Source organism: Pontibacter oryzae, from assembly GCF_003576375.1.
Taxonomy (GTDB): Bacteria; Bacteroidota; Bacteroidia; order Cytophagales; family Hymenobacteraceae; genus Pontibacter; species Pontibacter oryzae.
The window spans coordinates 860,501-874,705 of sequence record NZ_QWGE01000002.1 but is presented as its reverse complement, the minus strand read 5'-3'; the positions used below and the strand labels follow the sequence as shown (position 1 = coordinate 874,705).

The 14,205-nt window shown below is 46.3% G+C and carries 8 protein-coding genes and 1 pseudogene; 4 read left to right on the top strand and 5 right to left on the bottom strand.

Annotated features, from left to right (window positions below):
* Position 1: 1 nt before the first annotated feature.
* From zwf to gndA, 3 genes and pseudogenes are all read right to left on the bottom strand, one after another.
* Positions 2–1,138, bottom strand: a pseudogene (zwf, locus tag D1627_RS08620) (glucose-6-phosphate dehydrogenase); the annotation flags it as partial.
* On the bottom strand, positions 1,125–1,613 hold the full coding sequence (locus D1627_RS18600; RefSeq protein ID WP_119431795.1) for a glucose-6-phosphate dehydrogenase (NADP(+)): 489 nt from the start codon (positions 1,611–1,613) through the stop codon (positions 1,125–1,127). The gene D1627_RS18600 and the pseudogene zwf, both read right to left, overlap by 14 nt.
* Positions 1,614–1,678: 65 nt before the next feature.
* Positions 1,679–3,097, bottom strand: coding sequence for an NADP-dependent phosphogluconate dehydrogenase (gene gndA, locus D1627_RS08610; protein WP_119431794.1), 1,419 nt, complete (start codon positions 3,095–3,097; stop codon positions 1,679–1,681).
* 545 nt (positions 3,098–3,642) lie between these two features.
* Here gndA and D1627_RS08605 point away from each other — a divergent pair.
* From D1627_RS08605 to D1627_RS08595, 3 genes are all read left to right on the top strand, one after another.
* Complete coding sequence (locus D1627_RS08605) at positions 3,643–6,729, top strand: transglycosylase domain-containing protein (RefSeq protein ID WP_119431793.1); 3,087 nt, start codon at positions 3,643–3,645, stop codon at positions 6,727–6,729.
* Positions 6,730–6,795: 66 nt separating this feature from the next.
* Entirely contained in the window at positions 6,796–7,710 is a 915-nt protein-coding gene (locus D1627_RS08600; protein WP_119431792.1) for a lytic transglycosylase domain-containing protein, read from the top strand.
* Between the two features lie 215 nt (positions 7,711–7,925).
* Positions 7,926–8,441, top strand: coding sequence for a serine acetyltransferase (locus D1627_RS08595; protein WP_119431791.1), 516 nt, complete (start codon positions 7,926–7,928; stop codon positions 8,439–8,441).
* Positions 8,442–8,517: 76 nt separating this feature from the next.
* Here D1627_RS08595 and D1627_RS08590 read toward each other — a convergent pair whose 3' ends face one another.
* Complete coding sequence (locus D1627_RS08590) at positions 8,518–11,166, bottom strand: PAS domain-containing sensor histidine kinase (RefSeq protein WP_158607158.1); 2,649 nt, start codon at positions 11,164–11,166, stop codon at positions 8,518–8,520.
* Between the two features lie 708 nt (positions 11,167–11,874).
* Complete coding sequence (locus tag D1627_RS18320; RefSeq protein WP_158607157.1) at positions 11,875–12,021, bottom strand: hypothetical protein; 147 nt, start codon at positions 12,019–12,021, stop codon at positions 11,875–11,877.
* Positions 12,022–12,502: 481 nt separating this feature from the next.
* Here D1627_RS18320 and D1627_RS08585 point away from each other — a divergent pair, with 481 nt between their 5' ends.
* A complete protein-coding gene (locus D1627_RS08585) occupies positions 12,503–14,188 on the top strand; it encodes a GNAT family N-acetyltransferase (RefSeq protein ID WP_119431789.1) in 1,686 nt (561 codons plus the stop codon).
* Positions 14,189–14,205: the final 17 nt, after the last annotated feature.

The following is a 14,205-nucleotide window of genomic DNA, read 5'->3' as shown; positions in this document are numbered from 1 at the left end:
ATTAATGAGGTAAAGTTACAGTCCAGGTGTGGCCTTCGCGGGCAATGAGCGCTTCAGCGTTTTCCGGGCCCCACATGCCTGCCGCATAATTCGGGAACTCCAGGGATGGGCGCGACTCCCAGGTTTCCAGGATCGGTGTGATCACGTCCCAAGCAACTTCCACTTGGTCGGAGCGCATAAATAGCGTCGCATCGCCTTCCATGGCATCCAGCAATAGCGTTTCATAAGCTTCCGGCGACTGCGATTGTGTGGTAGCGCCATTAAAGTCGAACACCATTTCGGCAGGCGTTAAGGCCATATCCAAACCTGTTTTCTTGGCCATAAAGCGCAACCGAATATCCATTTGCGGTTGCAGGTTGATGATCAGTCGGTTGGGAAGTATGTTCTCAGACATGGCACTTGGGAACGTTAAATGCGGCACCGGCCTGAACTGGATGGTAATGGAAGAGCTTTTCTCCTGCATGCGCTTGCCGGTGCGCAGGTAAAACGGAACACCCTGCCAGCGCCAGTTATCCAGCGAGAATTTTACAGCAGCATACGTCTCGGTTCCGGATTTAGGGTCAACGCCGGTTTCTTCGCGGTAGCCCGGCACTTGTGTGCCTTTCATCCAGCCAGGGCCATACTGCCCGCGCACGGCATACTTGCCTACTTCCTCCTTAGAGTAGCGTTTTACGGCATGCAGCACATCCACCTTGCGGTTCCGGATTTCCTCTGCCTCAAACGTTACGGGCGGCTCCATGGCAACCATACACAGCAGTTGCAGCAGGTGGTTCTGGATCATGTCGCGCAGGGCCCCAGAGCCTTCGTAATAGCCGCCCCGGTCTTCTACGCCAACTTCCTCGGCAACTGTAATCTGCACGTAATCAATGTAATTACGGTTCCAAAGGGGCTCGAAAAGCGCGTTGGCAAAACGGAAGGCAAGTATGTTTTGCACGGTTTCCTTACCCAGGTAATGGTCTATTCTGTAGATCTGGCATTCTTGGAACGTGCTAGTAAGCAGCTGATTAAGCTCTTTGGCGGATTGCAGGTCATGGCCGAAAGGCTTCTCTACTACAATGCGGTCGCGCTCGGGGTCTTGGGCAATGCCCACTTGGCCCAGGTTAACCGTAATCGGCTCAATAAATTTAGGCNTCATGGCCGAAAGGCTTCTCTACTACAATGCGGTCGCGCTCGGGGTCTTGGGCAATGCCCACTTGGCCCAGGTTAACCGTAATCTTTTTTAATGATTCGGCCGCCACCGAGAAGTAAAACAAACGGTTGGCACGCTTGCCCCAGGCATTTTCTATGGCATGTATTTTCTGGGCAAGCTCCAGGTATGATGCCGGATCGTTGATGTTGGATGGCAGGTAGATTAGTGAGCGGCGAAAAACCTCCCACTGCTCATCGGTTGGCCTCCCGCTTCTGGAAAATTGCTCCAACCCCTCACGCAGCTCTTCCTGATACTTCTCGTCATCAGAGGCTGAGCGCCCAAGGCCAATGAGTGCAAACTGATCAGGCAGCCAACCATCCAGAAACAGATTATAAAATGCGGGGATGAGCTTGCGTTTGGCCAGGTCACCTGTTCCGCCGAATATAACAGCAATGGTAGGCGCTGCTTTATGGACTGGTTTCATATGTTATTGTGAAATAATCAACCGGAAAACCTCCGTTTAATATGTTGGTTTTTATGAACTTATATTTAACTCCACTGAGTATGGAAGATACCCGGCATATCTATGCGCTCGTAGGTATGGGCACCAAAATAGTCGCGCTGCGCCTGAATAAGGTTTGTTGGCAAGCTTTCGGTGCGATAGCCATCAAAATATGCTAAAGAAGCCATAAACGCTGGCATAGCGATACCGCGATCAATGGCAAATTTAAGCGTTGCGCGGATATCCTGCTGGCGCTCCATCAAATCGCTTCCAATTTTAGGGTCGAGCAGGATGTTAGCTAGTGCAGGCTCCTTTTCATAAGCCGCTCTGATATTAGTAAGGCAAGCTGCCCGGATGATACAGCCCCCGCGCCAGATCTTGGCAACTTCTGCTAGCTGCAACTCATAGTTATAGGCTTCGGATGCAACCTTTAACTGCGCTAAGCCCTGGGCGTAAGTAGCCAGCATGGCAAAGTAAAACGCGTTGCGGACCTGCTCAGTCAGTTGCTTTTGTTCAGCCGAATCGCCAGAGGGGGTGATATTGTTTGGTAGTGCTTTGGAGGCGGCTACTCGCTCTTCTTTATACTTTGATAAATCGCGCATTAATACGGCCATATCAATGCTAGGTACCGGAACCTGCAGGTCCATGGCATTTTGGGAGGTCCATTTTCCTGTACCCTTAGAGCGGGCAACGTCAGAGATTACATTTACAAGTCGCTGGCCTGTCTGTTCATCGGTATATTTAAGAATCTCACCCGTAATCTCTACCAGGAAAGACTGCAGCTCCGTTTGGTTCCAACTCTGGAAAACTGCCTGCAACGCATCATCATCTAAACCCACACCACGTTTTAGCGCGTCATAAGCTTCTGCAAGCAGTTGCATCACGCCATACTCTATGCCGTTGTGCACCATTTTTACATAGTTTCCGGCAGAGCCATTACCCAAGAAGGTAACACAAGGCTCGCCATTAACTTTAGCAGCTACTGCCTCAAAAACGGGGCGTAACCGCTCGTAAGCATGTCGGTTGCCACCAGGCATCATACTTGGGCCGAAGCGTGCGCCTTTCTCGCCACCCGATATTCCCATCCCAAAGAAGTGAATTCCTTTTTGCTCCAGCTCTACCACACGGCGGTCTGTATCCGGGAAGTATGAGTTACCGCCGTCAATCACAATATCGCCGGGCTCGAGCAGTGGCAAAAGGCTGGCAATGGCCGCATCCACGGGCTTGCCAGCCGGCACAAGCAGCATGAGTGCGCGCGGCGTACGAAGCGACTGCACAAAATCTTCCATAGAGGTTGTACCACGAACTGGTTTTCCGGCGCCTGCCTCCGTTTCCACAGCAGCTGATTTTTCCGGGTCCAGGTCCAGGCCGATAACCGAGAAGCCATGATCCGCGATGTTAAGCATCAGGTTCCTACCCATTACACCTAAGCCAACCATGCCAAATTCGTATTGTAAGTCGTTCATATCAGGAGAAGTATGTTTTGTTAAACTGCTTTTGCATCAGAAAGTATAATTGGGTTTGTTGCAGATTTACGAACAGAAAATAAGCTTACCCTCCTATACTTTAGCTCTTTGATGAAGTAAAGCTACAACGTTTCAAAATAAACTCACGCCAATTTTACACTTTTTGCAAGCCAGCGAAGCGGCAAAAGTATGATTTGCTGTGAAAAAGAGCTATTCCTGTTTGCCAACTTATGCGTTAACCATGTAACTGTGCCGGAGTTAAATGTATAACAGTAAAGAGCCAGGACCCTTTCAAACTACCGACTCCTAAACCTGGTGGTAAATTTTTTACTAATAACCGATGTAGTGTTAAATCCAGAATACTGAGCACGGAGACAAGTCCTCTATAACATAAGCCAAATGTACAATACAGGAAAGAGGGGTTTAACAAAAAAGCAAAGTTATTTACCTGTATTAAAGCTATTTAATGCGTTTAGGGCACCTAATAGCTTAGCTAAACGTAATAGTAATGAGCCTCTCTTTTATCACCTTTATTCAGTCCGACGATGGTACTATCAAACTACCTTATTACCAGCAAGGACAGTAAAAGCAGGTTTTGGCCCATCATCAAGTGGATTTTCATTGGAATTCTGTGCCTGGTAGTGGGAGCCGCCATTACTGTTGTTGTGTATGAGATTCATACTTCCAGATTGCAGGCACGCGAGCTAAGTCGTTATGCGGCCACCTTAACGTATACTGTAAAAGACGGCGCCGCCAGCGCGGTTGTCTACCCAAAAAGTGGCCCTTTTGACAGGCGGCTGGGATACGCATTACTCCCAGAGCTACTGGATAGGGCAACTAAAAGAGGAATGCAGGTACAGCGGCAGGCTCATTTTTCAGATGCTTTAACATCGTATGCCCTAGACGGGTATTTTCCTCCATACATCGAAAAGACACAGGCGGGCTTATTTATATCGGATAGCAAGGGAGAGCCTTTTTATCATTACCGTTACCCACAGCGCCTGTATGATTCTTATGCGTACATACCTTCAGTATTGGTTAACACGCTGCTTTTTATTGAGAACCGTGAGCTTCTGGCCTATGGCAAACCCTATATGAACCCAGCCATTGATTGGAAGCGATTTGCTAAAGCGTCGATGTACCAGGCTGGGCAGCGGGTCGGGTTAAAGTATAAAACGATTGGAGGGAGCACATTGGCCACCCAAATTGAGAAATTCCGCCACTCCCCGGAGGGAATTACCGAAGGGCCGCAGCAAAAACTACAGCAAATGGCTTCTGCCAGTGTGCGCGCCTACCAAAGAGGCCCTGAAACGCTGCCTGTTCGCCGCGATTTGGTGCTTTGCTATTTAAATACAGTACCCTTATCAGGAGCCCCGGGGTATGGGGAAGTGCACGGCCTCGGGGATGGCTTATGGGTTTGGTTTGCAACAGATTTTGATGAGTTTAACCGGCTTTTGCATACATATGGTGCCACTGGGGCAACACTGGGGGCGCAGGGCCAAGCGCTACGGCAGGCTATTTCGCTAATGATCGCGCAGCGCAGGCCATCTTATTATTTGAGCGGTAAAGGAAGAGCGGAGTTAAATGTACTTACCGCCGGCTACTTACGTTTGTTAGCACGCAACGGGTACATCAGTGATGAGCTAAGAGATGCGGGGCTAGCTAATGAAGTTAAGTTCCGGGACTTTTCCAGGGACCCGGTAGTTTCTCCGAAGGAAACAGAAAAAGGAACCCTGATGGTACGCACACACCTGGCTGGTATGCTGGGCAAGCCACTTTATGACCTGGACAGAATGGACCTTTCTGTTAGCACCACTATTCAAGGGGATTTACAGGAACAGGTGAGCGCATATCTGGATAAACTGAACGAGCCAGCCTTTGCAGGTGAAGCCGGAATTATTGGTGCGCGTATGCTGACGGAGCGGGGTGCTAGGGAAGTGAAGTATAGCTTCACTCTAATAGAGCAGTCACCGCAAGGCAACCTTGTGCGAGTGCAAACCGATAACACAAACCAACCATTTGACCTAAACGAGGGTAGCAAACTAGAGCTGGGGTCTACAGCAAAATTGCGGGTATTGGTAACCTACCTAGAGGCTATTTCTGAGATACACAGCCGTTATCAGGGCAAACCAAAGCATGAGTTAAGGGCGGCCCTGCAAGCAAGCCCCGATAACCTTTCCCGCTTTGTGCTGAACCACTTGCTGTACAATAAGGATCAAGGCCTAACAAAAACGCTTTATGCCGCACTGGAGAGGCGCTATTCGGCTAGCCCCCACGAGGCTTTTTTTACAGGAGGGGGTTTGCATCGGTTCCATAATTTCCAGAGCAAGGATAACGGGCGGAGGCCAACAATACGGGAGGCGTTCTTAAATTCTATAAACCTGCCCTTTGTGCGGCTGATGCGCGACATTGTACAATACACCACGTATCAGCAAGTCGAAAACACCCCAGGCTTGTTGGGAAATGAACGGGACCCGCGCCGAATCAATTACCTTAACCGTTTTGCCCACCGAGAAGGTCAGGTGTACCTGAGGCAGTTTTGGAATAAGTACAAAGGGCTGAATGAAGCTGAGCGCTTCGATAAACTCATAACAACAATGCGCCGTAACCAGGTGCGGCTCGGGGCAGTGCACCGTTATCTTTACCCGGAAACAGATTCTGTTGCCTTCGGTGATTTTTTGAAAGCGCAGTTGCCTCAGGAGAAACTAAGCGACAAACGGAGGAGTGAGTTATATCACATGTATGGGCCTGATGCTTTTTCGCTGCCTGACCAAGGCTACATCACTAAGGTTCACCCGTTGGAGTTATGGCTTTTACGCTATCTTAAAACTAACCCAGCTACTACGTGGGCAACTGTGGCTAAAGAAGGCCAACTACATATACCCGAAATTTATAAATGGCTGTTTCGTACGCGCTTCAAACACGCTCGTGACTCTCGCATACGCACCATGCTTGAGCTGGATGCCTTTGTTGATATTCAGGAGCAATGGAGCAAGCTTGGCTATCCATTTTCCAGCTTGGTTCCTTCGCTTGCTACAGCGCTTGGCTCATCCGGCGATCGTCCGGAAGCGCTGGCTGAATTGGTAGGGATTGTACTCAACAACGGCGTGAGATTGCCTAATATCAGAATTAATCAACTACATTTTGCTGCCGACACACCTTATGAAACCTTGCTTGCACGAAAAGCCGTAACAGGCGATCAAGTGCTTCATCCGGAAATTGCAGCCATCATGAAAAAGGCGCTTCATGAAGTTGTAAACCAAGGAACCGCCCGCCGCTTGCAAGAGGGCTTTGATATAACAGGGGGCAACAAAATGGTGCTGGGCGGCAAAACTGGTACTGGTGATAACAGGTTTATCACAAGGAATATTAAAGGGCATAGAATCGCTTCGCGGGCCGTGAACAGAACCGCCACATTCGTTTTCTTTATAGGCGATAAACACTACGGAACTCTCACGGCATTTGTGCCTGGCCAGGAGGCGGCAAATTTCAGTTTCACGTCCTCGCTACCGGTTCAGGTGCTTAAAAGTATGGCCCCAATTATCGAGCCTTATTTGCAGGAGCAATCTGATTCTCTAAAAGTAAACACAGCAACTGTAGCGAGCTTAGAGATTTCGGCAGAATTTCCTTAATTTAAAGCATAAGTTCTGGAAAACAGCGTTACGGAAGAGAAAGGGTTTAAGAGGAAGGAGCAGTAAATGACACAGCAAATTTGGAAGTATGTATGGATTACCCTAATCATAGCTGTTGCCTTGCAGCAGTGCAGTCAGCAGCAAGTCAGCTTTAATACAGCAAGTAAGGTAACTGATGAAAGGGAAAAACTGTTGCTGAGTCCGCCGCCGCTGCCAACGGCAATGAGCTTTGCCGGGGAACCTGTGCCGTTGCACATACCCGACGTGGCCGAACGCCTGGACCGCGAACTGCTTGTTAACTCGTACCTGCATGCCACCACCATGCTAGGCCTGAAACGCATGCAACGCTATGTGCCGGAAATCAGAGCCATGCTCCGCGACAACAATGTGCCGGAAGATTTCATATACCTGGCGCTGGCAGAGAGTTTGTTTGGGCATGTAACATCGCCGGCTGGGGCCGCTGGGTTTTGGCAACTTATGCCTGAAACAGCACGAGGTTATGGCCTTACTGTGAATAAAGAGGTTGACGAGCGTTTTCATGTGCAAAAAGCAACTGTGGCCGCGATAAGGTATCTTAAAACAGCGCGCGCGCGCTTCGGCTCCTGGACCAACGCGGCTGCCTCCTACAACCGCGGCATGGCTGGCCTGGACCGCGCCCTTGATCGTCAAGGCGTTGAATCATACTATGATTTATACCTCAACGATGAAACATCGCGTTACATGTTTCGCATACTCGCCCTGAAAGAGGTGCTAGGCAACCCACAAAAGTATGGCTTCGACCTGGCCGAAGAAAACGGGTACCAGCCTTTGCCATACCGCGAAATGGAAGTAAAATCCTCGATCTCCGATTTGCCAGCTTTTGCCAAAGCACAAGGCACAAATTATAAAACATTGCGGCTATACAACCCCTGGGTTAAAGGCTATCAGCTTACCGTGCCCGATGGAAAGCAATACGTGTTAGCACTGCCCGAAGCAAAATAACCCCGGTTTAACAAAATTTGGGTTTCTTGTTCAGCGTGTGTAAGAATAAGCAGACGCCTATATTGGGGGGAATAACTGTTAAACTTATACTAAGGTATTGGTTTGCAACAGCATACTTCTTGAGCTCTAAAGTGAACAAGCTGCATCCAAGAGATCAGAGCAACGCAGAGGTGCCATACTTCGTACGCTCAACTCAAAAACAGAGTAAATAACATATGTCATACATTTTCCAGGATTGGAAGGCAAACAAAGGAAACTTAAAGGGGCGGATGGTTATGGTACTTTTCAGGCTTGCCCGGCCAGCTTCCGTAAATAAACTGCTCAGAGTAATCTGGTTGCCCTATTTGGCCTTCTACAAGGTGTTTGTTGAATGGTTTCTGTGCATTGAGTTGCCCCACTGGACACAGGTAGGAGAGGGGTTTTACCTGGGCCACGGCCAGGCCCTGGTGGTGAATGGATGCACTGTTATCGGGAAGAATTGCTTTTTCAGGCATTCAACAACCTTAGGTAACGTCAGGCGTGCAGATGGCAGTTATTCCGGATCACCTATAATTGGCGATAATGTAGAGTTAGGGTCAAACGTTTGCATTATCGGCGAAGTTAAGATAGGCAATAATGTACGTATTGGCGCTGGGTCGGTGGTTGTAAAAGACATTCCGGATAATTGCATTGCTGTAGGAAACCCAGCCAGGATTATCAGACAGCTTGAGCCTGAAGCTGTACTTGCTTAAATTTTGTAAGCCTCAACACCAAAAAGGGGGGCTTGCTTCATGCAAGCCCCCCTTTTTGGTGTTGAGGCTCTTTATTTTATTTCTTGAAGTATACTTTAAAGCTTGACCCTTTCTCAACTTCACTTTCAACTTCGATTCTACCGCCGGCATTCTCAATCATTTTTTTAACCATGTATAGCCCGATGCCTGTGCCTTCCACGTGGTCGTGGAAGCGTTTGAACATGGTGAAAATATCTGCTGTGCGCTTAGGGTCAATTCCCAAACCATTATCCTCAATGGTAAGTATGCTAAACTCGCCTGTTTGCTTGCTACTTATCTTTATATGCGGCTTACGCTCCGGCGATCGGTATTTTATAGCATTAGAGAGCAGGTTGTAAATCACGCTTCTCAGGTTCTTCTCAGTAAAGCTAACTTCGGTATTTTGTTCCAGATTAAGCTCCAGCTGCACATTATGTTCTTGTATGGCTTGGCTTAGATCATAAGTAACATCCTCCAGAACACAATATAGATTAATCGGGGTGTAATCGCTTGTGTTTTCCTGTTGCAGCTTCACGACATCGGTTAAGCTTGAGATTGTCTTTTTAAAGCGCTCCACGGAGCCTTGCATCATCTGTATGATGTGGCGCGTTTCAGACTCGTTTGTCTTACCTTCATTCAAATCGAAATTGAGTAAACCCAAAAGCCCCTCTATGTTTGAAATGGGTGCTTTTAAGTCGTGTGATGCCGTGTAGATAAAGTTGTCCAAGTCATTATTAATCCGCACAAGCTGTAAGTTTTTTTGCGCCAGCATCTCTTCAGATTCTTTGCGCTGGTGCACATCGGTGGCAGTGCCAAACCACCTGATAACGTTTCCTTCTGAATCTAATTGAGGAAAAGCGCGGCTCAGGTGCCAGCGGTAGGTGCCGTCCTTCATTTTAAGCCTGTGCTCAATGTCGTATACTTGCTTCTCCCTTACGGATTCAGCCCAGGCTTCAACGGTAAGCTCGGCATCTGTGGGAAGCAGTAGGTTTTTCCAAGTCCAGGTGCCGTCAGGCTGTTTTTCAGTGCCATCAAACTCAGCTATTCGCTCATTATAGTAAACCACCTTTCCGTCTGGGCGGGCAATCCAAACTAGTTGCGGCATGGCATTAGCCATAATCTGCAAGTCTCTGGCGCTTTCCTCCAGATTTTTCAGGGCTATCACCTGTTCCGTTACGTTGTGGCAAAGCACAATAACGCCTGTAATAGTGCCATCTAACTCTCGGTATGGTTGGTAAACCAAGTTTAAGAAGCCGTCTTTTCGTTTGCCGTTTATATATACAAAGTATGGCTGGTCGTATAAGTATAGTGGTTCCCCGCTCTGCTTCACACTTTCTATAATTGGTCTGAAAACAGGCTCCGCTTCCGGTATAATATCAAATAACGGCTTACCATCAAGCTCTTCTACCGAACGGTCAATTAGTTGTGCATAGGCATCGTTAACTATGTTCACCTGCATCTGGTCTCCATTCAGAACAATGATCCCGACAGATGCTTCGCGCACAAGGTTTCTGAAGCGTGCCTCACTTTCCTCCACTCGCTTTCGTGCTTGTATCTGCTCTGTAACGTCATGCGCTACATGCAGTACCCCAGTGGCAATGCCATCTTCAATAATCGGTGTGTAGGAAAGATTAAAATAATGTTCTGTTAGGTGCCCGTTTTTCATCAGGTTTACAGCCATTTCACTACCGCTAAAGGGTTTGGCGGTGTCCAGCACGTTCTGGATCTTCTTTAACACGGCCTGTCCTTCTACTTCAGGAAGTACTTCAGTCAGCTTCTTCCCAATCGCCTCATCTGCATTATCTTTTTGCATGATACGCAGCATCAATGCGTTCACGTTTTCAATCACCATGTCGTGGCCACGTGTAAGAAGGATTGCAACAGGAGCCTGCTTAATCATGTTCAGAAAGCGGGATTCGCTCTCGATAACCTTTTGTTTTGATTTAACCTGCTCGCTTACGTTTGAAGCAACCACAATAACCCCAGTGATTGTACCGTCTGCCTCTCGGTAGGGCTGGTAACTGAAATTAAAGTATACCGTATCCCGATTGCCATTTTTTCGCTTAAAGACAGCAGGCACCTCATACCCAAAAATAGGCTCCCCGGTGTGCAGCACGTTTTTTAGTTTATCGATAAAGCCCTGCCTTTTCATTTCAGGCATAATATCCTCGAAGGGCTGGTTTAATATTTCCTCACCGTGCTGCCATAAATCCAGAATAGCAGGGTTTACGGTTTCAATTATTAAATCTTCGCCCTTAAAAATAGCGATGGCATCGGAGGCTTGTTCCACTACATTTCTAAACTTCTGGTCCTGTAGCTCCTCTGTTTTCTTTCTGGCTATTACCTGCTCAGTTTCATCTGAAATAGCATGTATAATAAATAGAACGTTGCCTTCCGCATCTACTACTGGTTTATTGGTAGCAGACCAATAGTATGATTTAGCTTCTCCGTTTGCTTCAGTTATGTCGTGCCGAAAAGGAGGGGATTTATCTTGCTTTTTCTGCGCTAAGGCGTTTTCTAAAGACGAATTAAGGGTGGAGTGACTTTGATTTGTAAGGCTGTGTGTGTTGCCAAAGTATATCTCAAAAACACTTTTCCCTTCTATGCTTTGTTTGGTTGTGCCTAATACTTGCAGAAAATCATAACTACTGCCCAGCACGGTAAAGTAGGGAGCGTTTGCTTGCAACAGCAAGAGACTGCCGGGCATATTGTTAAAAACTGCCTGAAAGTCTATTGTTAAATTTTGGATCATTTGTTCAATAAAATGGGCACGTTGTAAGAAGCAACTAAGTTAGGTAAATGCCTCCACATAATGTTTGCAGACGGTGTTTTAATAAGCTAAATGAGTTTTAGCCCAGGGCATAATTCAAGAATTCAAAATAAAAGCCATACTAAAAACTTATATCATTTGATGTTCTACATAGCTATAGCGGTTAAACATAGCACCGGCTGGCAAGGTTGTTTATACTATATATTTCCTGTTTAGTTTTTGTATCTCATTTTAATGCCAAGGCTTAAATGGCATGAAAGTATGATAGCTGCAGGAACTAGATTTATGAACCAAGGCCGGTAAAGTATAGATTGCAATTATACTCGGTTCAGCAGAGGAACAGGCATCATTAGCAGTACCTTATACTTTTGATGAAGTTACGGCTTATATTGTTGCAGGCTTTAACAAGCTATCCTTTACAGTTTAAAGTATGTTATTTAGGTATCGTTAGATATGTACCCATGACACAGGCTCCGTATGCGTTTTCTCTACATTATAAAAATGTATGCTTTAAAGTGACTACATACCCTTAAAAGCATTCATGCAGTGAAATCCAAATAGCGCACCTTCATCAACAGACTTCTGCTGGAATAACCCGCATTCTAAGGTGAAGGCTGTAGCTAGGGCGTTCCGGGAGGGAGTAAGCTAGTATCTTTTGCCATGCAGCATGCCACCCATTCCGTCATATACAGCTGGGTTAGCAGCTGACCGGCCACCGCTGTGATCGATGCCGCGTTGGTGGCCCGCCGTGAATACTTCATCATTATTTGCTTTGCCAAAACTAAGTTCCATAAAAAGTTACCTAAGCGGCAACGAGGGTGTTGCAGTTAAGCCTGACTTCCTTTCCAAACAAGAGCTAAACAACGGCAACATTAAATCGCTCTGAGAAGCTAGTCTTGCAATCGAGAACACTTTATACTTTGCCATGCGCAAAAAGAGCAACTATGCCTGGGGATTAATGTGATTAAGGAGGTCTTTGTAGAGGCAAGGAGTATCAGACCGGTGCTTGATATTTAACTCTACATTAGGTTGGAGTTAAGTATTTGTTTATAAAGTGTATTACAAAGTATAAGTTGTATATAAGATATATGCACTCTTTAATTTTGCGTTAAATAAGCTTCTTTGCTGGTCAATCTCACTATAAAACCAATTTTTGCTTTTAGCCTGAAAATTGAATCATTAAGAAAAAATTATAAAATTTATAAAAAAAACAAATTAAAAAGTGCTTCGTATTGGAAGATGAATCGTGTCTCAGTCAAATCAAATATCTTCTATGAGTATTCTAGCTTTAACAGACAGCAGCACAGGTACAATATCAGGTATTAAAGTTCTGTTAGGCAAAGAGGCTGAGAGTCGGCTAGCATCAAAAAGCTTTATAAAGAAGTGGGATGCGCTCTATGAGAATTGCCCGTGGGCAACTGTATTTCAGAGCAGCAAGCTTTTAACCACATGGTTTCAGTGTTTTAAAGATGCCTATCATTCGATTCTGATATTTGAGGAACAAGAAGATAAGCTTACAGGTCTGCTAATCTTAGTTCAAGATATAGGTAAAAGTAAAATTTCTGTGGCAGGCTGTACAGAGGCTGAATACCAAACTTGGCTTGCAGAAGGAGACCAGTATACCGGATTTATAGAAAACGCGCTAACGAGTCTCAGGAGTCATTTTCCTAAATCTGAGGTCCATTTTACTAATATACCTGCAAATACGCCATTGGAGTGGGTGTCGCGCGCGAAATGGAGTAAGGTATGTGAGCTCACCGCCTTCCAGCGCCCAGTCATGAACCTTAACAAAGCAGATGCACCCAAACTGTTCAGAAAGCAGCAGTTCAGAGAGAAGCGCAATCGCCTCAAGCGATTAGGGGAGTTAAGCTTTGAGCACATAACGAGTTTGGATCGGTTTGTAACAGTCCTGCCTGAACTTATGGATCAGTTCGATTTCCGGAAGGGAGCAAGGTATAACGTTTTATACTTCAGGAATAAACCTGCGGGTAAGCGCTATCTCATTGAGCTATTTAAGCAAGGCTTACTTCATGCTACTATCTTAAAGCTTAATGATGAAATTATTGCTTCCATTGTTGGGCAGATAGATGGCAAATCGGTTTGCTTAGGAGGTATAAACACACATTCTCCTTGCTATGGTTTGCTCTCTCCAGGGTATGTCCATTTTTTAATGTTAGGCCAGCATTTGCTGGCAGAAGGTTACGAGTTGTTCGACTTAACCCCTGGAAACGACCCTTATAAATGGAGAATCGCTAATGATCAAGATGTAGTGCATTCGCTTTGTTTTTCGAGCCCTAAAAAAACCTTTGTTAAAAAGCGTGTAGTTAACCCGTTGATGGACTTCGCTAAGGCCAACCTAAGTAAACGAGGAGTTGATATTCGAGACCTAAAGGAGACCATGCTCAAAGCACTGGAGAGGATTAATAAAAACAAAGTTAATGGTATGGCATCCATCATCACCAGTATACTGCCTTATAAACGTAACAATAAGCAAACTGCAATTTACCGATACGATCCTTCATCCAGTGTTGCTAAGAACTCCGTGATAGTTGAGCTTAACAGCTTTGCTAGTCTGCTAGACTTCGACCAACACAGCTCACGTATTACTAGGTGGGAATTTTTGAATGAGGCCATGCAACGTTTTGAAAATGGCGCAAAGGCGCATACGTATGTTAAAAACGGGCGCTTGCTTTGCTGTGTATGGCAAGCTGGCAACACAGAAGTGCTTGAGAATGTATTAGGTGCCGAGGCACTTGACGCACAACAACAACACATATGTTTAGTTGATGGGTTTTATCTCCATGCCGCATTACAAGCTAACCTTGAATCCGTAATAAAATCAATTATGGAAAAAGTTAAGGCAGGAAAGCAGTCCACATGCATTTATGCCACTTTAAGTGGAAGCGATAAAAAGCTGGGGCGGGAGTTGGAAAGGGCCGGTTTTAAACCCCTGATATGACTGCCTTGTGTAATCGG